Genomic DNA, 22,217 nt, shown 5'->3' with positions numbered 1-22,217 from the left:
TAAGCTTGTGACACATATTGCCGGAGTAATATCCACCCTCTTCTGCATGCTGCCGTTGGTAACAATGGCAGCAGCCGTTGAGAGGGATACGGCTATGATTTCAATCAGCGGAGAGGCACAGGGCACTACGTATCACATCCGCTATTTCGATGCTCAAAACCGTAATTTCAAGCATTCTATCGATTCTATACTCGTTGAATTCGACAAATGCCTGTCGCTCTACCGAACCGATTCGGAGTTGTCGGCATTCAATCGTACTTCGCGTCACACATTCCGGTCACAATGGTTTTACGATGTTTTAGCTAAATCAAAGGAAATCTATACAGCGACGGGCGGAGCTTTTGATCCTACCATCATGCCGCTTACGGAGGCTTATGGTTTTGGGAATAAAAAGAATGTGGATCCGGAAAATGTAAACGCGGATTCGCTGATACAATTTATTGGTTTTGAACAGATTGAATTCAATAACAAAGAAATCAAAACCCGTCCCGGCGTGAAATTGGATTTCAATGGAATCGCCCAGGGCTATTCCGTGGACATTGTCGGAGCGCTTCTGAAAAGCCGCGGCATTCATCGCTTTATGGTAGAAATCGGTGGCGAAGTCATTTGCTCGGGCACTAAAAACGGTGGTATCGCCTGGGTAACCGGCATTGAAAACCCATTGAAACCACAAGCACTGGCCGCCACGGTAGCACTCACCAACCGCGCCATGACCACCGCAGGCAATTACCATAACCACATTACCCGCAACGGCATTACCTATAACCATATCATAGACCCACGTTCCGGCGGCCGGCGTTCCGGCGGCCGGCGTACCGGGTCCATGGATCAAGCCCCGCTTCTGAGCGTGACCGTATTTGCCAAGGACGCCATCACCGCCGACGGCTACGATACTGCGTTCTTCGTAATGGGCCTCGAAGCGACCAAAACCTTTTTGAAAAACCGGAAAGATATCGACGTGTACATGCTTTACACCAATGAAGAAGGGCATTTAATGTCCTTCGCCACCGACGGTATCAAAGACCTTATCCAGGAAAAATGAAACGAATAACCTTTTTACTACCGATTTTACTCAGCGCTCTGACCGTTTTACAGGCCCGCGCCCAGCGAACTGTTGTGAAGTCGCTAAGTAACAACGCAATCCGCATTCAATGGCGCCAGGTCGACAGTGCATTAAAAATCGAAGAAGTATCCTTGAAGCAAAACGACCGCTGGACGAAGACCATTCCGCCTTCCGGCGAGTACACATTGCTGTATTCCGAAACCAGGCCTTCGACCGAATCGGCCGAAACGTTCGAAAAAATCACCGGCGGCAAATTCCCCGAGGACGCTTACCACTACCAGCAGACCCAATGGAAGGAGAGCACGACCGGCGTGGCGCTCAATACGGCCGGGCAAGCCTTTCACTTCTACCCGCAAACAGGTGAAGCAAAAAATCAGGGATTGGAATTTAAATCTGAAACCGATGTAGCTACCGTCACTTCGCATTGGAAGATCGATCCCCGCTTCCCGACTGATATCCTGGTGACGATGACCCTGAATGCCAAGAAAAAGGGCTTTTTCTCGCTTGCTACACCTACATTGGCCGCATTGCCGGTAGAGCAAATGAGCTGGGTATCGGTACCGGGGTATTTCCAGGGGAATTTTATGCAAAAGAACTTTGCGCTGGCCTATGCTTACGGCCACGGTATCCCCAACCGCCCGGTGGTGTACCGCGAGCGGTGCGCCTCTACCCTGAGCCCGCTGATGAGCAGCAAGGATGGATTTACGCTGTCGGTCGTTCCCGAGCCCGGCCTCGCGCGTGACCCGTGGGCGAAAGACCAGATCACGCAGGTCGACTGGCATTTGGGCCTTTCGCACATGAACCGCAAGGCCCAGCTTTCGCCTACCCTGTATTATCCGGTGCTGGGCGAAGAAAAATCGGAAATGGAGGCCGGACAGTCGGTTTCCTATTCTTTCCGTTACAGCCTCATCGCAGGCGACTGGTTCCAGGCGACCAAACATGCGGCTATCGACATTTACAAATTTCGCGAGACACTGGCACTGCGCCAGAGCAAGCAGGCATTGACCGACCGGATCGAAAAGATGCACCATTACCTCACCGACCCGAAGACCTCGCTCTGGAACATCGAAGAGTACAAAGGCAAGCAAATCGGGGCGCAGTCGTACCTCGGCGGTGTAGTGGGCTCGGATAAGGATGCGATGAAGAACTCGGATTACGGCGCCATGTGGATGCTCGCGAATGCCACCAAAGACCCCGAACTGACCCAAAAAGTGCTCCCGCCAGCCGAAAACTTCAAACTCGTACAGCAGCAAACCGACGAAGGGTTCTTCAAAGGGGCCGTCGAAGGCCAGTATTATTTAGCCAAAAAGAAGAAGTTCGTCGAAGAATGGGGCGAGGTGGTGGAACCTATTGCATTGACCTACTATGTGATGCTCGACATAGGTAATATGCTGCTCTTCGAACCGGATAATGCGGAACTGAAAGAGCGGCTGCGGATAGGAGCCGAAAAACTGTTGAGCTGGCAGCGCAAAGACGGCAGCTTTGCTGTGGCTTACGACCGTAAGACGGAGCAGGAGATTTTCAAGGATATTCAGGATGTGCGGCCTACATTCTACGGCCTCATTGTCGCGCATCGCATGCTTAAAGACGAAAAATACCTGAAAGCCGCCGAAAAAGGAGCCGAATGGTTCCTCAAAAACGCCGTGGAAACAGGTGCCTTCCTGGGTGTATGCGGGGACGCACGCTACGCACCCGACTTCGCTACCGGCCAATCGGCACAGGCGCTGCTGGATTTATTTGATTTAACCCAAAACAAAAAGTACCAGGATGCCGCCGTTACCTGCGCGAAAATTTATACCTCGTCCATTTACACACACCCTATTGCAGATCACAAACTCAAAACCGTGAATGGCACTGCCCGCGAGGATTGGGAGATCAGCCAAACCGGCCTCAGCTTCGAGCATGGCGGCATTTTCGGTTCGGCTACACGGCATGGGCCTATCCAGCTGGCGAGCCATGCAGGGATGTTTATCCGCATTTATCAGCTGACCGGCGAGCAGCTTTTCGCGGATATGGCACGCGCGGCGGCCATTGGTCGCGATGCATTTGTGGACAGCAAAACCAGTGTCGCTTCTTATTACTGGAATGCGATGAACCGCGGAGCCGGGCCGTACCCGCACCACGCCTGGTGGCAGATCGGCTGGATCACCGACTACCTACTTTCGGAAGCCGCATTGCGCTCCAATGGCAAGGTCAATTTCCCCCGGGGATTCGTGACGCCGAAAGTAGGCCCGCACCAGACTTACGGCTTTGCGCCAGGCGATGTTTTCGGCGACAAAGCTAACCTGATTATCAAAGAAGGTTTTGCGGTCGCGGACAGCCCGTCCATCGACCCTATTATCTCGAAATCCACCACCCAAAACACCTATTATGTGACGCTGCTGAATAACAGCCCGCAGCCCACCGCATTCAACCTGAAAATCGACAACAGCAAGATATCCGAAACCAACGCACCAGCTACCATGAAATGGGCCGAAACGAATCAGAAAGCGGCCATTACCAACATCAAACTGCCCGCATTCGGAAGTAGAACATTGGCTATAAGCTATAAGCCGTAGGCTTTAGGCTACAAACACCATAGAATCAAAAACACTAATCACCAAGCACATAGCTTAAAGCTTATAGCCTAAAGCTTACAGCATTTTATGAACAATACCACCGACACCATCGTCATTCTCGTATTCTCCGCATTCGTGATGGGCATTGGGATGCTTTTTGCCCGAACGGGGCGCAACCTTAAATCGTTTTTCGCGGGTGGCGAGGCCGTGCCCTGGTTTATCGGCGGACTCTCGCTGTTCATGAGCTTTTTCTCGGCCGGTACGTTCGTCGCATGGGGCTCCATTGCCTATAAACACGGTTGGGTAGCCATCACCATTCAATGGACGATGTGTATAGGTGCACTCATCACCGCCGTTTACCTCGCCCCGCGCTGGAAACGCACCGGCGCATTGACGGCCGCCGAGTTCATCCGCGAGCGGCTTGGACTAACAGTACAGAAAACCTATATATTCATTTTTACGCTGGTTTCGGTATTTATCAAAGGTTCGGTCCTGTATCCGGTGGCTAAGTTAGTGAGTGCATCTTTGGACTTGCCGCTGGTCCCCTGCACAATTGGCCTCGGGCTTTTCATGATCGCCTATACGGCCGTTGGCGGTCTTTGGGCGGTGATGGTGACCGATATCCTGCAATTTGTCGTGCTGTCGGCCGCGGTGTTCATTCTGCTGCCGCTTTCCTTCGGCAAAGTCGGAGGTTGGGAAGGGTTTAGGAACAACATTCCCGATGATTTTTTCAATCTGCTGAATGGGGAATATACCCTCGGCTTCGTAGCTGCATTCGTGATTTACCACATTTGCTACATTGGCGGCAACTGGACGATGGTGCAGCGCTACACGAGTGTCGACAGCGAGAAGTCTGCCAAAAAGGTAGCGTTCCTTTTTGCGGGTTTGTACCTGATCAGCCCGGTGATATGGATGTTCCCGCCGATGATTTACAAGGCTATTAACCCTGCACTTACCGGTCTGGATACCGAAAACGCCTACCTCATGATCTGCAAGCTCGTGTTACCTCCCGGCTTGCTCGGACTGATGCTCACGGGCATGTATTTCTCCACCTCCGCCAGCGCCAACACGGCATTGAACGTGGTCTCGGCCGTTTTTACCAATGACATTTATAAAGGGATGGTCAACCCGGCGGCCTCCGATAAGCAACTGATCCGCGTTGCGCGAGGCTCGTCGTGGTTTTTCGGGTTGGGTATGATCGGCATTGCGTTGCTCGTGCCGGCAGCGGGAGGCATTGTGGAGGTGGTACTCAGCATCTCGGCCATTTCCGGCGGCCCATTACTCGCACCCCCGCTTTGGGCATTGTTTTCCAAGAGACTGAATGGCAAAACAACACTTTGGATTACCGGTATCGGGCTGTGTGTCAATCTGTTTTTCAAGACACTCGCCCCGCCTCTGCTCGGCTTCAAGCTCTCGCGCGGCATGGAAACGATCGTCGGTGTGGGCCTGCCGTTGCTGCTTTTGCTCGCTTATGAGCTCTGGGCTCGTTCCAGGAATGTTATTGCCGATGAATACAACATTTACATGCTTTCAAAAGACCAGCGCAAGCAAGTTGCTGAGAATGTAGATACGGAAGAAGCATTCGAAATCAAAAAGCAAAACCGTTTTGGCCTGCAGGTGATCGCCGGGGCACTGCTGTTTACCGCTGTGATGCTCTACATTCTGAGTGTTTTGACGACCGATGGGTCGCTGGTAACGGCCGGGGTGGCTACCGTGGTGTTGATTTCGGCGGCGATACCATTTTCCGCGGCGAGGAAGGTAGTGTTGGTGAAGGACGAGCCACGGGTTGCAGCGTAGGTAGGCCTCAGCATTGTTGTTACATGCCTACGGCATTTTCGAACAGTCCGTTTGATCTGCCAATGTTACATTCCAGACGGGATTTTATGAAAGTAAATAACTGAATACAATCGTATTAACAGCAAAAACAAGTCCCGCCAGGGACGCAATATTGGTAGCAATATGGAATATATGAATATGGTACAAATGCCGTCAGGCATGAAACCGCAAAGCGAAAGACAATCCTGATCGCAAGCAAAAATCAACCTCCCAAAAACAAAACCGCAACTGAACGACATCACATAATGAAACGCCTAACCCTATTAGCTTCCTCCATATTACTGTCATTAACCTGCTTGCAACTCGTTGCCCAGCCGGGTGCGGCCCAGCCGGGTGCGGCCCAGCCGGGTTCGGCCTCTTATCACATCCGGCAGCCGAATGCGATTCCACTGCATGGCGAATGGTGGTTCCTACTCGATCCGGCGGGAGCGGGCATTGCCAACCAGTGGTACAGGGAAGATTATGCGAAAGAGAACCGCCAGGACAAGGTTACCGTACCGCATTGTTTTTCAACAGACCCGCGTTACGAGTTTTATACCGGTACTGCCTGGTACCGCAAGACTTTCGCCTGGAAAAAAAGCACCGACAAGCGCGTGATCCTGCATTTCGATGCAGTTTTTTACAAAACCGATTTGTGGTTAAACGGCCAGAAGATCGGGCAACATGAGGGCGGGTACACCCCGTTCAGCTTCGATGTGACGGGGCAGTTGCGGGACGGCAACAACCTGCTGGTAGTAGCCGTGAATAACGATACCTGGAAAACAAATACGATTCCCGGCCTCAAAGACGGCGGCAATATCAACGACGGCTACCCTGCCTGGGTGAATTACGGCGGCATTATCCGGCCGGTTTACCTGACGATCGAACCGGAGGTTTACACTGAAAATGTCAAAATCGAGGCCGTGCCTGACCTTTCGAAGGGTACCGCGGTAGTGAAGGCGAAAATCAGGGTGCGGAATGCTTCGGCCAATGCTGCTACCCCGAAAATCGATATGGCTGTTACGCAGGATAAAAAGCCTTTGGCTTTGAAATGGAAAACCAATAACACAAGCATTCCTGCCGGACAAACAGCGACAGTCGAAGCAGAGACGGCATTGACAGCAGTACAAGTGAAGCTTTGGGACCTGGACCAGCCTAATTTGTATGAACTGAAAACGATTGTCGGCACCGACACGCTGGCTTCGAATTTCGGGATCAGGAAAGTTGAAGTGAGCGGCGCGCAGATTCTATTGAACGGGAAACCAGTTAAAGCCGGTGGCGGCAACCGGGTAATCGATTATCCCGGCATGGGCTCGCTGGAACCGGATTGGCTGGTTGAGAAGGACTTCCGCTTGATGAAAGAAGCCGGGATGGAGTTTCAACGTCTCACGCATTACACGCCTTCCGAATACTTTTATGACCTCGCCGACCGCTATGGCATGCTCATTATCACCGAAGCCGGTAACTGGCAGCTCACACCCAGGCAAATGGACAATGATTCCATGCGCGTGAAGTTCCGCTCGCAGTTTCGCGAAATGGCCGAACGCGACTGGAACCACCCGAGCGTGATCGCATACAGTGTAGGGAATGAATACGGATCGACCACGGCCAGCGGCCAGCGTTGGACCAAAGATATGATCACCTACGCACGTGAGCTCGATCCTACCCGCTTGTACACGTTCGCGACCATGCTATTGAATACCCTACCCGAGAAACCGGAGGACGAAGCCAGCCAGTATGTCGATTTTGTTTCAACCAATACCTATGGCGGCCATGCCAAATCACTGGACCATATTCACAAGCTGTACCCTAACAAGCCTGTATTTATCAGCGAATGGGGCACGCGTTCCGACGGGAAGGGTGGTGAGGCCGGACAAGCACAACATTTGAGTGATGTGATGGCTGAAATACGCAAACGGCCGTTCGTGGTCGGTGCTTCATGGTGGACTTATAATGATTACCGCAGCAAACTATTCGGTACCAACGTGAATGGCTTCCGGCCATGGGGCATCGTCGGCCCGGACAGGTCACCGCGGCTGGCTTACCCGGTTCACCAAAAAGAGTTTTCGCCGGTTATTGTTGAAAAAACAGGCTTCAAAACCGGAGAGCAGGGTGTCCATCAGTTAACGCTCAAAATTACCTCCCGCGGCGACTTCCCGGCCCGGTCCCTTAAAGGCTACATTCTCAAAGCAGGCGATGCGAACATCGCATTACCCGACCTGAACCCGGGAGAGAGCAAGGATATGGTAATCCCGATCCTCGGGTTTGACAAACAAATCCACATCACGGTGGTCAAACCGACCGGTTTCATCACTACTCAAATTGACATCGACCTTAAATAACTACCTGCGGGGCCACGACAAGCCTTACCAACCACGACATTTAAAGACCTGACAAGATGATAATCGGAGAATCAACACACAAAAGAGAACCAAAAACCATTGCACTGGCAGCGGACCTTGTGATTACAGGAGGCGGATTGACCGGCACCTGCGCAGCCATTACCGCGGCGAGATCCGGGGTAAAAGTAATATTGGTACAAGACCGGCCGGTACTGGGCGGTAACTGTTCGAGCGAAGTCCGGCTATGGATCCTGGGCGCGACCTCGCATATGGGTAACAACAACCGCTGGGCACGCGAGGGCGGCGTGATCGATGAAATCATGCTTGAAAACGCCTACCGCAACCCCGACGGCAACCCGCTGATCTTCGATACCGTCTTACTGGAAAAGGTTACCCAAGAAACGAACATAACCCTGCTGCTGAACACGGCGGTTTACGATCTTGATAAAACACAAAATGGCGATAAGATCGAGACATTGCACGCGTTTTGCAGCCAGAACAGTACCAAATACACCCTGAGCGCGCCGCTGTTCTGTGACTCCTCGGGCGACGGGATCGTCGGGTTTCTGGCCGGTGCTGCATTCCGGATGGGCGCGGAGTCCATGGAGGAATTCGGGGAGAAATTTGCGCCGGACAAAGCTTATGGTGAGCTATTGGGGCATTCTATGTATTTCTACTCCAAAGATATGGGACGCCCCGTGAAATTTGTACCGCCTTCATTTGCTTTGCAGGATATTACGGAAATTCCGCGGTACAAAACGTTCAATCCCAAAGATTTCGGCTGCCGGTTGTGGTGGCTGGAATATGGCGGCAGAATGGACACCGTACACGACACCGAACAAATCAAATGGGAGCTTTGGAAAGTGGTCTACGGAGCCTGGAACTACATTAAAAACTCCGGCGAATTTCCGGAGGCCGAAAATATGACGCTCGAATGGGTGGGTACTATCCCCGGAAAACGTGAAAGCCGTCGTTTTGAAGGGGATTACCTGCTGAAACAGCAGGATGTTGTCGAACAAAAAGTCTTTCACGATACTGTGGCATTCGGCGGCTGGAGCCTCGACCTCCACCCGGCCGACGGCGTGTATTCCGATCAGGCTGGTTGCAACCAGTGGCACAGCAAGGGCGTTTACGGCATCCCCTATCGCTGCTTTTACAGCAAAAACATCGACAACCTGTTCATAGCAGGCCGCATTATCAGCGCTACGCACGTCGCGTTCGCGTCTACACGCGTGATGGCCACGAGCGCAACAGGCGGGCAGGCAGTTGCCGTTGCCGCCGCGGTCGCAAAAAAGTACAATTGCTCGCCACGGGAAGTCGGTGAGAAACATTTGACCGAACTGCAACTGGAGCTGTGGCGCTCGGGCCAGTACTTGCCGCAAACGGCGATTGTCGATCCCGAAAATCTGGTTAACAGCGCCAAAATCTGCGCCTCTACGACATTGGAATTGACAGCGCTCAGTGGCTCCGACCAATGGAAACCCATCGAGCATTCCGTGGCGCAAATGCTGCCCATCAAAGGCGATATGCCCTGGGTAACTGTTTGGGTGGAGGCAACCCGGGACACAGAACTGGTTGCAGAACTCCGCAAAAGCAGCAAGCCGTTCAATCATACGCCTGATGTGAATCTGGAAACCCGAAACTATCGTCTGATAGCCGGAAAACACGAACTGACGCTGGAATGGGGCAGCCATTTCCCCGAGGAATGTTATGCATTTGTATGCTTCCTGAAAAATGAGCACGTCAAAATCCAGTATAGCGAGCAACGCGTTACCGGACTGGTGACCGTTTTCAATGCGACCAATCCTGCTGTTTCCAATTACGGAAAACAGGAACCTACGGAAGATCTGGGCGTGGACACTTTCGAGTTCTGGTGTCCGCAGCGCCGCCCGGCCGGGTTGAACCTTGCATTTTCGTTAAACAAGCCCATTGCACTTTTTGAAACAGAAAACCTGAAAAACGGCTGGCACCGTCCGATTGCCGGGCCTAATGCCTGGATAGCGGCACCGGACGATCGCACTCCCGAGCTCCAACTGCAATGGAACGAAGATCAAAACATTTCCAAAATCGATTTCGTGTTCGATACCGATTTCGACCACCCGATGGAGAACGTGATTTACGTCCATCCGGAAACGGTAATGCCTTTTTGCGCACAGGATATCGAAGTACTGGACGATACAAACCAGGTAATCGGAACAATAACTGACAACCACCTGACTAAAAGAACTTTGGCGCTCACCAAACCGGTAACGACGCGTTCGTTGAAGATCAAGCTGCAAAACAGTCATGCGCATGTGCCGGTATCGCTTATAGAGGTACGTGTTTATTAACGCGGCTTCCGTTTTTATTCTTTGAAAACTAATAAATTGATCTTAAATTTGCCGTCCTGAAATAGCAAACGTTTGTTTGCTATTTTCTTGAAAGTTTACTCTATAATTATAGTATACTACATAGACTTTGAAGGAAGCCGCGGATTTTACACCCTCAACTGAAAGCAACGAGCAAAACTGGGAATCATTACAGGTTGCGTACATCGCAAGTGGTGATCCTGAGGAAGATCGGCGTTTAGCTGCGCTTGCGCGCGAGCAGGGAAAAGCGGTTTTTCTCCGCGATTTGCCGGAAGAATCCGACGAAATCTTCCAAATGGCGCCGGTTGCTGCCATAAATAACTCTTCGGGCAGCGCCGTTTCCAGAAATAATCCAAAAACACCGCTCACCTGGGAGACCATCCAGCAGAAGCTCTGGGCCGCTACGGTGCGTAAGCGAAGCCGCACTGAAATCGCGGTTAACATCTTCTCTGCGATTGCATTAATGGTGATCGGGCATCTGCTTTTCACCTTTTTCACCTACGACCGTCTGACACTCCTCTGGAACGAGCTCGAAGTGAGCGAAGGCTTTTTTTACTATATACTCGGCGGCTTTGTGGCCCAGATGATCGACGGCGCATTGGGCATGGCCTACGGCGTAACCGCTTCGACATTCCTGCTCACGGTGGGCGTGCCCCCTTCGGCCGTAAGCGCGAGCGTCCACACTTCGGAGATCTTTACCAGCGGCGTTTCGGGTTATATGCACCTGAAATTCGGGAATGTGAACAGCAAATTGTTCAAGAAGATCCTCTTTCCCGGCGTGCTGGGGGCCATCGTGGGCGCCTATGCGCTGTCGTCTCTTGAAAAGTACATTTACATCATTAAGCCATTGGTGGCAATTTATACGCTGATCCTGGGAATCCTTATTATTCAGAAAGCGTTAAAGAAACGAGTTGAAAAAAGGCCGATCAAGAAGATCGGCTGGCTGGCGATGGCAGGTGGAACGCTGGATTCCATTGGCGGTGGCGGCTGGGGGCCGATCGTAACTTCGACGCTCATTGCGCGCGGAAGGCATCCCAAGTATACCATCGGGTCCGTGAACCTCGCTGAATTTTTCGTATCGCTGGCAAGCTCCGTTACCTTCATCAGCATTATCGGATTTTCACACTGGCAAGTGGTGTTGGGCCTTATCCTTGGTGGTATGGTGTCCGCGCCCATCGCCGCCACACTATCCCGCCGCTTGCCGATCAAGACCATGATGATTATGGTAGGCACCATCGTCATCATCGTAAGCGTGAGGATTATTTATATGGTTTTAAGCAGTTTATAAAGCACCGGTACTTTCCGGATAGTCGTTAATTATAAATCAAAAAGCTGACCGCCGACAGCCGACAGCCGAAGTATTCACATCATGAAAAAACAAACCAAAGCGATACGCACTCAGACCAGTAAAACCAAATATCGCGAACATTCGACTCCCCTCTTCCTGACCAGCAGCTTCACATTCGAGAGCGCGGAACAAGGAAAGGCACTTTTTGAGGAAACCGAGGAAGGTAACATTTACAGCCGCTTCTCCAACCCGAGCGTACAGGAGTTTGTGGATAAGGTTTGCATGCTGGAAGGTCTGGAAGACGGAGTGGCAACCGCAACCGGTATGGCGGCGGTATTTGCGAGCATGGCGGCATTGCTGAAAAGCGGCGACCACATTCTGGCCTGTCGTGCATTGTTCGGCTCGGCACATCAGATCATCACACAGATATTGCCGAAATGGGGCATTACTTATACCTACCTGGATGCCGACGCGAGCGAGGCGGAATGGGAAGCAGCAGTGCAGCCCAATACCCGCATGATCTACCTCGAAACGCCTTCTAACCCCGGACTGGACCTGGTGGACCTCGCGATGATCGGCCGCATTACCAAGAAACACAACATTATTTTCAACGTAGATAACTGCTTTGCTTCACCCGCATTGCAAACCCCGGCCGATTTTGGTGCCGACCTGGTGTTGCATTCGGCCACCAAGTTCATGGATGGCCAGGGCCGCGTGCTGGGTGGTATCGTGGTAGGTAAAAAAGAATATATCAAGGAGTTGCGCTTTTTCTGCCGCCAGACAGGTCCGTCAATGTCGCCATTCAATGCCTGGGTATTAAGCAAAAGCCTTGAAACATTGAACCTTAGAATGGAGAAACATGCTTCCAACGCATTGGCACTGGCTACCGCATTGGAGAAGCACCCGGATGTAAAATCGGTGAAATACCCGTTCCTGGAATCACATCCGCAATACGAGCTGGCAAAACGGCAAATGAGCGCGGGCGGTTCAATCGTCACCATCGACCTCGAAGGCGGCTTCGAACGTGTAGCGGCATTTATGGATGCATTGGAGATCGCATCGCTGTCGTCCAACCTGGGCGACACGCGCACCATCGTTACCAATCCAAACACGACTACCCATGCCAAATTGAAACCGGAGGAGAAGGCAGCGCTGGGCATTACCGAAGGTTTAATCCGCATTTCAGTCGGTTTGGAAGATATTGAGGACCTGATTGAGGACTTCACCCACGCCGTGGAAGTGTCGGTGAAAAGTGATATATTGGAGTAGGGTAAAAATTTCAATATGATGTCGATATGAAAGCGCTGACCATCAACTTACCGGAGTCTCTGGATTCAGAAGAATTTGAAATCAAAATGCTTCTGGCCGGTCAGCTTTACGAGCGCGGCAAGGTAAGTGCAGGACAAGCTGCCGATATTGTCGGTATCAGCAAAAGGGCTTTCATCGAGATCATGGGAAGGTTTGGATTCACCCTGTTCGGCGAATCCGTGGAAGATTTGAAAAGTGATGTAGCCAATGCGTGATGCGCTTGTTATTGCGGATTCCAGTTGCCTGATTTTGTTAGCCAAAATCGAAGAGCTGGGAATCCTTAAAAGCATTTACAAGCAGATTTTTATAACGAAATAAATTGCAGGAGAATTTGGCAACGATCTGCCCGAGTGGGTCGAAGTTAGAGAAGTCGAAAACAAAACCCTGCAATCGCTGTTTGAAGAGATACTGGATCTCGGAGAAGCATCTGCATTAACCCTTGCATTTGAGACGCGGGACTGCACGGTAATTCTCGACGATCTGAAAGCCCGGAAAACGGTAGCAAAATGAATATTAGGGTAACCGGTACGATCGGGGTGATTGTGAAAGCCAAAACGGAAAACAAGATCCCATCGGCCAAAGCGGCTTTTGAAAAAATACTGGAAACTGATTTCCGGATCAGCGACCGCATATTAAAAGAGGCTATCCAATTAGCCGGAGAACAACCATGAACGAAACATTAGCATCTTTAAACTCCGCCATCGAGGGCAAAAGTGAGGTTGAATCGCTCGCGATTCTGGCGGATCTTTTTCCCGGGGAGGTCGTTTTTTCAACCAGCCTCGGATATGAGGATCAGGTGATTACCGACCTCATTTTAAAGAATAATATCAATATCGGCATCTTCACGCTCGATACGGGAAGGCTTTTCGCGGAGACTTATATGACTTTGCAAAAGACCAACAACCGCTTCGACACGAAAATAAAGGTATACTACCCGCAAACTGACGCGGTGGAGAACCTGGTGAGTACGAAAGGACCGCTGAGCTTCTACGAATCGATCGAAAACAGGAAGGAATGCTGCTTCATCCGCAAGGTCGAGCCGCTGAACCGCGCATTGAAAGGTGCGAAAGTCTGGGTGACGGGTATCCGGGCAGAACAGTCGGGGAACCGTCATGATATGCCGAGGCTGGAATGGGACGAGGCACACCAGCTTTTCAAGTTCCACCCTATCCTGGACTGGACATTTGAAGAAGTAAAACAATATGTAAAATCAAACGGCATTCCTTATAACCCATTGCACGACAAGGGCTTCGTGAGCATCGGCTGCGCACCTTGTACCCGTGCGATCCAGGAAGGCGAGGATTTCCGCGCCGGCCGCTGGTGGTGGGAAGACGAGTCGAAAAAAGAATGCGGGCTGCATGCGAAGTAGCTTTAAGCAGTAGGCTATAAGCTGTAAGCCTTATACTTGCAGTTAAGCCGCCGACCAGAGCTTACAGCATATAGCTTACAGCCTAAGGCCTTTAACTTTTAAATCAATAACCAATAATATGTCAATTTCAGTGAACGAGGCCTCCGAGATCCAACGGGAGATTAGTGAACGCAGCGCTCCGGATTACCTGGATCAGCTGGAAGCAGAGGCCATTTACATTATGCGTGAAGTAGCCGGCCAGTTTGAGCGCCCTGCCCTGTTGTTTTCAGGAGGTAAGGATTCGATCACATTGGTTCATTTGGCGAAAAAGGCATTCGCACCCGGCAAAATCCCCTTCCCGCTGGTGCACGTCGATACCGGTCACAACTTCATCGAGGCGATCCAGTACCGCGACGAGCTGGCTGAAAAAATCAATGCGAAACTGATCGTTCGCTATGTCGAGGATACTATCAAGGCGAAAGGATTGAAGGAGCAAACCGGCAAGAATGCAAGCCGCAACTGGTTGCAGACTTTCACTTTGCTGGATACCATCGAAGAATTTGAATTTGACGCATGCATTGGGGGCGCACGCCGCGACGAAGAGAAAGCACGCGCAAAAGAGCGAATCTTCTCGTTCCGCGACGAGTTTGGTCAGTGGGACCCTAAACGCCAGCGCCCGGAGCTTTGGAATTTGTTCAACGGCCGTATTCAGAAAGGCGAAAACGTACGCGTGTTCCCGATCTCAAACTGGACCGAGCTCGATGTTTGGGCTTACCTGAAAAGAGAAAATATTGCATTGCCTTCGATCTACTTCGCACACGAGCGCGAGCTGATCCTCCGTGACGGCAAACTACTGAACAATACGCCGGTAATCGAACCCGATCCGGAAGACCAGATCGTAACCCGCCAGGTGCGTTTCCGTACCGTGGGCGACATGACTTGTACCGCGGCAGTAGAATCATCCGCAGCAACCCTGGACGAAGTAATCGCGGAAATCACCATTTCACGCATCAGCGAACGCGGCGAAACCCGGATTGACGACCAGCAGACTGAGGCGGCGATGGAAGACCGGAAGAAAGGCGGATATTTTTAAGGAGTTTAAAGTTCATGAGTTTATGAGTTCAATTAAGACAACTCATAAACTGAACTCATAAACTCTAAACTCATAGACTTAAATTATTACCAGTGGATTTACTAAGATTTATAACAGCAGGCTCCGTGGACGATGGCAAAAGCACATTGATCGGGCGCTTGCTTTACGATACAAAAAACATCCTGGCCGATCAGATGGAGGCTATCGAGCGCGCCAGCAAAACCCGTAATGCCGGTGAAATCGACCTTGCATTACTGACGGACGGCCTTCGTTCCGAACGCGAGCAGGGCATTACCATCGACGTGGCCTACAAATACTTTCAGACGCCCAACCGCAAATTTATCAGCATCGATGCACCGGGGCACATCCAGTATACCCGCAACATGGTGACCGGCGCATCCAATGCGGATTTAGCCATTATCCTGGTTGATGCACGTCATGGCGTGGTGGAACAAACCCGCCGTCACTCGCTGATCGCTTCCATGCTGGGTATCCCCCACGTGATTGTGGCGGTAAACAAAATGGACTTGGTAGGAAATTCCGAGGATGCATTCCTTCAAATTGCCAAAAGTTATAAAGAGCTGGCTGAGAAACTTTCCATTAAGGACCTGACCATCATTCCCGTAAGCGCTTTGAACGGCGATAATATCGTGGAGCGTTCGGAAAGCATGAGCTGGTACACCGGCGAAACATTGCTTTCGGTACTGGAAAATGTGAATGTACTGAAAGACCAAAACGTGGAAGACGGCCGTTTCGCGGTACAATATGTGATCCGTCCTCAGACTGAGGAGCTACACGATTACCGTGGTTATGCCGGTCGTGTGCAAAGTGGTACTTTCAAAAAGGGGGATGCCATTAAGGTATTGCCTTCTGAAAGAGAGTCTAAAATCGCCAAAATCGAATTCGGCGGAAACGAAATAGCGCAAGCCTCTGTTCTTGAATCTGTAACGATATTACTCGAAGACGATATCGATATCAGCCGCGGCGATACGATCGTAACCGTAGACAACTCACCGATCGTGAGCCAGGATATCGAAGCACTGGTGTGTTGGATGGACGATAAGAAGACGTTGAAACCAGGAAACAAATACATTTTGCAACACGGCACGGCACGTTCACGCTGTTCGATCCGTGACATCGAATACCAAATCGACATCAACTCTTATGAAAAACTGGATGAGGTGGAGGCCTTAAAACTGAATGACGTGGCAAGAATCGTCCTTCGAACAGCCCAGCCCATCGCATACGACCCCTATCAGAAGAACCGCGCAAACGGCGCAGCGATCCTGATCGACGAAACGTCCAATGTGACGGTTGGGGCTTGTATGATCGAGTAACGCCCTCGCACAGGGCTTCGACTGCGCTCAGCCTGACACAACGACTGTCACCCTGAGCGTAGTCGAAGGGCAATGCATGGATGCCCACACTATTGAATAAAAATATACTATCCCGATAGACGATTAGAATATCATCATGAGCGATTTAATCATTTCTGACAGAGTATCCGCCGTTGCAAAGCGCGATATCATTGACCTGCAACAAAAGATCGGTGCATTCAACTCCGGCGAAACCCCGGAAGAGGCGTTCCGCAAATTCCGTCTGACACGCGGTGTGTATGGTCAGCGTCAGCCCGGCGTGCAGATGATCCGCATCAAATTGCCTTACGGCCGCATTACAGCTGATCAGCTGGTCCGTATTGCCGATACTTCCGACAAATATGCAACGGGAAACCTGCACGCGACCACGCGCCAGGACATTCAGCTGCACTTTGTAAAGCTTTCAGACTCGCCGCAATTGTGGGCCGACCTGGAAGATGCGGGCATCACGTTGAAAGAAGCTTGTGGTAATACTATCCGTAACGTTACGGCTTCGTCTGTCGCGGGTATCGATCCGGATGAACCGTTCGACGTAACGCCGATCACCCATTCGATTTTCTCCTACTTCCTCCGCAACCCGATCAATCAGGATATGGGCCGGAAGTTTAAAATCGCCGTTTCTTCTTCTGAAAAGGACAGCGCATTGGCATTCATCCACGATGTGGGCCTGATCGCGAAAATGGGCCAGAACGAAGCCGGTGAAACCGTTCGCGGTTTCAAAGTACTCATAGGCGGCGGCCTTGGAGCGCAGCCATTTTCCGCACAGACTGCATTTGAATTCCTGGAAGAAGAGAAAGTAATTCCATTCATCGAAGCATTGCTTCGCGTGTTCGACCGCTATGGCGAACGCGTACGTCGTCATAAGGCGCGTATGAAGTTCCTGCTCAATGATCTCGGCCTGGAAGGTATGATGGAGAAAGTGGAGGAAGAACGTAAAGCGGTTAAAAACAAGATATTCCAGATTCCGGAAGACCTTTTCGGTACCAACGAGTACGAGGCGATCAACCACGCTCCGCGTCCTTCGTTGTCCGAAGCGGAAATCCTGAAAATCGCTGCCGAAAGCATCGACACCGACAAGCTCGACATTTTCACCAAATGGCTGCGTACCAATACATTTGAACAAAAACAAAAAGGTTGGTATGCCGTGCAGCTGCGTGTTCTGCTGGGTGATATGAGCTCCGACACCGCCCGTAGTCTGGCCGATGTGGTGCGTAAATATGCTGCAGACGATATTCGCGTGACCGTGAACCAGGGCTATATCCTGCGCTTTGTGAAAGGCGAAGACCTCGTAGCTATTTACCACGAACTCGCGAAACTCGGCCTTGCTTCTCCCGGCTTCGACAGCACGATGGACATTACCACCTGCCCCGGAACCGATACTTGTAACCTCGCGATTTCGAGCAGCTATGGTATCACCCGTGTGCTGGAAGACGTCATGCGCGACGAATATCCTGAAATGATCTATAACCGGGATATTAAAATCAAGATCAGCGGCTGTATGAACGGCTGCGGCCAGCACAATGCGGCCAATATCGGTTTCCATGGCAGCTCGATCAAAAACGGCAAATTGGTATTGCCGGCATTGCAGGTATTGCTCGGTGGTGGTTTCTCCGGCGATGGTATCGGCCTGATCGGCGATAAGGTAATCAAAGTTCCTACCAAACGCGGACCGGAAGTGCTGCGTCTGCTTTTGAATGACTATGAAGCAAATGCAATGGATGGAGAATATTTCAACCAATACTATCTCCGCCAGACTAAAAACTACTTCTTCCAATTACTGAAACCGCTTGCAGACCTGACAACGGTACAAGACGACGACTACCGCGACTGGGATCACGACGAACTGTTCAAAACTGAAATCGGAGTCGGCGAATGTGCTTCCGTACTGGTTGACCTCGTGGCGACTACCATCATCGAAGGCCAGGAGAAGTTGAATCTTGCAAAAGAATCTTTCCAATCGGGTGTTTGGGCGGATGCGATTTACCACGCTTACAACGTGTTCATCACCGGCGCGAAAGGTTTGCTGATGTCGAAAGACGTGACTACCAACACGCAATACGGCATTGTCAACGATTTCGAAACACATTTCGGACAGGATTTCAAATATGACGTTCCTGCTGAGTTCGCAGTAGAAAATCAGACTGAAACGCCATTCAAATCACTGGTATTCAGCATCAATAAATTCGAACCAAGCGAAGCATTCGCAGAATATTTCATCAGCACCTCGGAGCGATTCCTGAACTTCGTTCGCGAGACCCGCGAGGCGCAATTAGTCGAAACCGGAGAGCCTGCATTGCAGGAGCTTTCGTTCGGAAAGGATAGTTAAATTGGCTGTCGGCTTTCGGCAATCGGCTGTCGGCTTTTTATTACTGATATTTTCAGAAATTAAAAAAAGCCGACAGCTGAAAGCCGAAAGCCGAAGTACTCTTCACCATGAAACTGACACTGATCGGTGCAGGCCCGGGGGATCCCGACCTGATCACCCTTAAAGGAATCAAGGCCCTGCAAAAAGCGCGGGTTGTGTTATATGATTCCCTTGCCCACCCCTCATTGCTGAATTACTGCCCGGAAGATTGCATCAAGATCCTCGTCGGCAAGCGCTTCGGCAAAACAAGCTGCGGCCAGGACGAGATCAACGACTTAATCGTTGAAAAGGCGCGTCAATATGGCGAAGTAGTGCGGCTGAAAGGCGGCGACTCCTTCATATTCGGCCGCGGGTATGAAGAAATCCTCTTTGCGGCTGAGCACGGTATTGAATCCGAAGTAATCCCTGGCATATCGAGTAGCTATGCGGCACCTGCATTAGCGGGCATTCCGCTTACTTCACGCGGCATGAGCGAGAGCTTTTGGGTCATTACCGGTACAACCAAAAATCACGCGCTTTCAAACGATGTACGGCTCGCTGCGCAGTCGACTGCTACTGTGGTCATTTTAATGGGTCTTCACAAATTGCAGGAAATCGTTTCCATTTATTCTGAGCTGGGCAAATTCGACGAATCCATTTCCATTATCCAAAACGGCACGCTGGAAAACCAGAAGGTAGTTACGGGCAAAATCGGTAATATCGTGCCGCTTGCGCAGGTTGCCGAAATGGCTTCTCCGGCGATCATCGTAATCGGGAAAGTAGCGGCATTACCGGATCTTTCGTACGAAAAAGTGCGGGAAATGATGCAGAATTCTCAATCGGTAGCCGATTAAAGCAGACCCAGCAGCCAGTCGAGATTGAAGCTGTTTTCGTGCCCTCTGAATTCGACGAAATAGATAATCCCTGCCAGAATTACATAGCTGATAAACAGCCATTTCTTCTTCACTTCATACTGGTCGCGGTGGTGGAAATAGTCGTACACCATCGACGCGCTGAAACCGAAAATCATCAGTACAAAACAGAGCATACCGCAATCCTGGCGGTAATGCCTATACACATGCAGCGCGGGCGCGCCGAGCACAAGATACATCAGCCACATGCCGAAACCGGCACGGTACAGGTAGACGCTCAGTCTGCGATCATTCTTGATATCAAATAATCCTTCCAGCATAGCATTAGTTCTACTGTTTGAAACAGTGAATATAAACAAAACGAAAGTCTGATCCTAGGTTCAGCGAACAGTTGTTGCCCCGCAACCACCTAATTTACAATGCTTCTAAGCGTCCGACCGCTGCCGTTCAGCGGGTTATTTCAGGTAAAATACAATCAAAGTTTTAACTTTGCAGCCTAATTACCGTTTTAGTACAAGATGTTCCTTCCATGAAAGCGTTCCCGACCCATTTGTTTCTGATGCTGCTCAATGCAGTTTCGAAGCTGTCCTGGGGAGCGCTCTACAAGCTTTCCGACATCGTTCGTTTCCTGATCTTCGACATTGGCCAGTACCGTAAAAAAGTGGTGTTGCAAAATATGCGCAACAGCTTTCCTGAGTTCAGTGAAACGAAAATTCACGAAATAGCTGCCAAATTTTACCGCAATTTCACAGACATTATCTTCGAAACCATTAAAATGAAGTCGGTTTCAAAGGAAGATCTGTTACAGCGCTTCGATCTGGAAACGCCTTTGCTGATGCATTATTTTGAAAAAAAGCAAAACGCCGTGGTGGTAGCAGGGCATTTGGGCAACTGGGAAATGCTCAATCTGTTCGCGTCGGCCAAATTGCCGCATCAAATTGTGGTCGTGTACCATGAGTTGCAGAACGATATTTTTGAAGACTGGTTCAAAAACGTGCGTACGCGCTTCGGTACTGAGATGGTGACAATGAAGGAGGCCATTTCCAAAGCATTTGAGCCGCGCGACAGGCCGTTTTTGTTTGTATTGATCAACGACCAGTCGGCCGTGCCGGAAAAGGCATTCTGGACCAGATTCCTGAACCAGGACACGGGTGTGTACCGCGGCGTGGAATTGATCGCCCGCCGGTTAAATGCACCGGTGCTTTATATGGGTATTCTCAAAAACGAGCTGCGCCGCGGTTTTTACAAAGCATATTTCCGCCCGATCACCGAAACGCCCAAGCAAGAACCTACCAACAGCATTTTGCAAAAGCAGATCGGCTTTCTGGAAGAAGATATCCGTCGCCAGCCCGACAACTGGCTCTGGACGCACAAACGCTGGAAGCACCCCCGCCCGGCGCATTTAAACCCGCTGCAACTTTTACAGGAGATTCCAAGTGAATAGACCGGTCAAATTCCTCATTCTGCGCTTTTCCTCTATCGGCGACATCGTGCTCACGACGCCCGTAGTGCGCTGCCTGAAAAAGCAGATGCCGGAGGCCGAAATCCACTATTTTACTAAAAGCAAGTTCGAATTCCTGCTGCGTGACAACCCCTATATCGACAAAGTGTGGCTTCTTGAAAAAGGTAATGCAAAAGAATTACTGGCATTGCTGAAAAAAGAAAAGTTCGACTACATCATCGATCTCCACCGCAACGTCCGCACGCTTCGCATTAAATGGACACTCGGTGTACCCGCATTCAGTTTCGAGAAGCTGAATGTGCAGAAGTGGCTTATGACGCAGTTTAAGGTCAATTACCTGCCGTCAGTACACATTGTGGACCGGTGTTTGGATACCTTAAAAACATTTAACATCCAAAACGACGGCGAAGGACTCGATTATTTCATTCCCTATAAAGACCAGGTAGAACTCGAATGGCTGCCGGAAACGCACCGCAAGAGCTATGTCGCGTACGCGATCGGTGGCCAGCATTTCACGAAGAAAATGCCTGCGCCAAGAATGATCGAGCTTTGCAGGAAAATCAACCATCCCGTCATTCTGCTAGGCGGACCAGAGGATTTCGAAGCAGGCGAAGCGATCCGCACTGCATTAGGCGACGCGCAGATCCTGAATGCCTGTGGTAAATACAATTTCAACCAATCGGCTTCCTTAATCCAAAAGGCATTGATCGTGTTTACACACGACACTGGGCTGATGCACGTTGCAGCCGCATTCCGAAAGAAGGTCTATTCGATCTGGGGCAATACCATTCCGGAATTTGGCATGTACCCCTACCGCACCACATTCGAAAAGCTGGAAGTAAAAGGCCTCGATTGCCGCCCATGTTCGAAGATCGGTTATAGCAAATGTCCGAAAGGCCATTTCAAATGCATGAACGATATTTCGTTCGATTTCCCGATTCCCGAACTCCCGCAGCATAAATAGTGTTGCATTTCCGTCCGTTATTCATCCACACAAACA

17 protein-coding genes are annotated in these 22,217 nt (G+C 50.7%); 16 read left to right on the top strand and 1 reads right to left on the bottom strand.

The annotated features are described in order from the left end of the window. Window positions 1-46: 46 nt before the first annotated feature. The 14 genes from ACQ4MZ_RS03575 (at window position 47) to cobA (ending at window position 19,737) form a co-directional block, all read left to right on the top strand. Window positions 47-1,042, top strand: a complete 996-nt coding sequence (locus ACQ4MZ_RS03575; protein WP_430843024.1) for an FAD:protein FMN transferase — start codon at window positions 47-49, stop codon at window positions 1,040-1,042. After that, on the top strand, window positions 1,039-3,621 hold the full coding sequence (locus ACQ4MZ_RS03570) for a glycerophosphoryl diester phosphodiesterase (RefSeq protein ID WP_430843022.1): 2,583 nt from the start codon (window positions 1,039-1,041) through the stop codon (window positions 3,619-3,621). Before ACQ4MZ_RS03575 ends, ACQ4MZ_RS03570 begins: the two co-directional genes overlap by 4 nt. 87 nt (window positions 3,622-3,708) lie before the next feature. Beyond that, on the top strand, window positions 3,709-5,418 hold the full coding sequence (locus tag ACQ4MZ_RS03565) for a sodium:solute symporter family protein (protein ID WP_430843020.1): 1,710 nt from the start codon (window positions 3,709-3,711) through the stop codon (window positions 5,416-5,418). Window positions 5,419-5,702: 284 nt separating this feature from the next. Then, window positions 5,703-7,778: a glycoside hydrolase family 2 protein gene (locus ACQ4MZ_RS03560; RefSeq protein WP_430843018.1), complete on the top strand. Its 2,076-nt coding sequence runs from the start codon at window positions 5,703-5,705 to the stop codon at window positions 7,776-7,778. 56 nt (window positions 7,779-7,834) lie between these two features. After that, window positions 7,835-10,108, top strand: a complete 2,274-nt coding sequence (locus tag ACQ4MZ_RS03555) for an FAD-dependent oxidoreductase (protein ID WP_430843016.1) — start codon at window positions 7,835-7,837, stop codon at window positions 10,106-10,108. 127 nt (window positions 10,109-10,235) lie between these two features. Further along, on the top strand, window positions 10,236-11,414 hold the full coding sequence (locus ACQ4MZ_RS03550) for a TSUP family transporter (protein WP_430843014.1): 1,179 nt from the start codon (window positions 10,236-10,238) through the stop codon (window positions 11,412-11,414). Window positions 11,415-11,495: 81 nt separating this feature from the next. Beyond that, window positions 11,496-12,683, top strand: a complete 1,188-nt coding sequence (locus tag ACQ4MZ_RS03545; RefSeq protein WP_430843012.1) for a trans-sulfuration enzyme family protein — start codon at window positions 11,496-11,498, stop codon at window positions 12,681-12,683. 26 nt (window positions 12,684-12,709) lie between these two features. Then, window positions 12,710-12,937, top strand: coding sequence for a UPF0175 family protein (locus tag ACQ4MZ_RS03540; RefSeq protein WP_430843010.1), 228 nt, complete (start codon window positions 12,710-12,712; stop codon window positions 12,935-12,937). Between the two features lie 291 nt (window positions 12,938-13,228). Further along, on the top strand, window positions 13,229-13,393 hold the full coding sequence (locus ACQ4MZ_RS03535) for a DUF3368 domain-containing protein (protein WP_430843008.1): 165 nt from the start codon (window positions 13,229-13,231) through the stop codon (window positions 13,391-13,393). After that, window positions 13,390-14,091, top strand: coding sequence for a phosphoadenylyl-sulfate reductase (locus ACQ4MZ_RS03530; protein ID WP_430843006.1), 702 nt, complete (start codon window positions 13,390-13,392; stop codon window positions 14,089-14,091). Before ACQ4MZ_RS03535 ends, ACQ4MZ_RS03530 begins: the two co-directional genes overlap by 4 nt. Before the next feature lie 118 nt (window positions 14,092-14,209). Then, window positions 14,210-15,163, top strand: a complete 954-nt coding sequence (gene cysD, locus ACQ4MZ_RS03525) for a sulfate adenylyltransferase subunit CysD (protein ID WP_430843004.1) — start codon at window positions 14,210-14,212, stop codon at window positions 15,161-15,163. A gap of 92 nt (window positions 15,164-15,255) precedes the next feature. Then, window positions 15,256-16,500, top strand: a complete 1,245-nt coding sequence (locus ACQ4MZ_RS03520) for a sulfate adenylyltransferase subunit 1 (RefSeq protein WP_430843002.1) — start codon at window positions 15,256-15,258, stop codon at window positions 16,498-16,500. A gap of 136 nt (window positions 16,501-16,636) precedes the next feature. Continuing rightward, window positions 16,637-18,865, top strand: a complete 2,229-nt coding sequence (locus ACQ4MZ_RS03515) for a nitrite reductase (RefSeq protein WP_430843000.1) — start codon at window positions 16,637-16,639, stop codon at window positions 18,863-18,865. Window positions 18,866-18,972: 107 nt separating this feature from the next. Then, window positions 18,973-19,737 carry a uroporphyrinogen-III C-methyltransferase gene (gene cobA / locus ACQ4MZ_RS03510; RefSeq protein WP_430842998.1) on the top strand — a complete coding sequence of 255 codons (765 nt, stop codon included), beginning with the start codon at window positions 18,973-18,975 and terminating at the stop codon, window positions 19,735-19,737. On the opposite strand, the gene ACQ4MZ_RS03505 is transcribed toward cobA, so the two are convergent. After that, entirely contained in the window at window positions 19,734-20,075 is a 342-nt protein-coding gene (locus ACQ4MZ_RS03505; RefSeq protein WP_430842996.1) for a hypothetical protein, read from the bottom strand. The genes cobA and ACQ4MZ_RS03505 overlap by 4 nt on opposite strands. Window positions 20,076-20,284: 209 nt before the next feature. Between ACQ4MZ_RS03505 and ACQ4MZ_RS03500 the strand changes: the two genes are divergently transcribed. Both ACQ4MZ_RS03500 and ACQ4MZ_RS03495 read left to right on the top strand, forming a co-directional pair. Then, window positions 20,285-21,199 carry a lysophospholipid acyltransferase family protein gene (locus ACQ4MZ_RS03500; RefSeq protein WP_430842994.1) on the top strand — a complete coding sequence of 305 codons (915 nt, stop codon included), beginning with the start codon at window positions 20,285-20,287 and terminating at the stop codon, window positions 21,197-21,199. Then, entirely contained in the window at window positions 21,192-22,181 is a 990-nt protein-coding gene (locus tag ACQ4MZ_RS03495) for a glycosyltransferase family 9 protein (RefSeq protein ID WP_430842992.1), read from the top strand. Before ACQ4MZ_RS03500 ends, ACQ4MZ_RS03495 begins: the two co-directional genes overlap by 8 nt. Window positions 22,182-22,217: the final 36 nt, after the last annotated feature.

The sequence above is a fragment of the Dyadobacter sp. BHUBP1 genome (assembly GCF_050587785.1).
GTDB lineage: Bacteria > Bacteroidota > Bacteroidia > Cytophagales > Spirosomataceae > Dyadobacter.
Note: the sequence above shows the minus strand (reverse complement) of the source record. Positions and strands in the feature narration are given on the sequence as shown.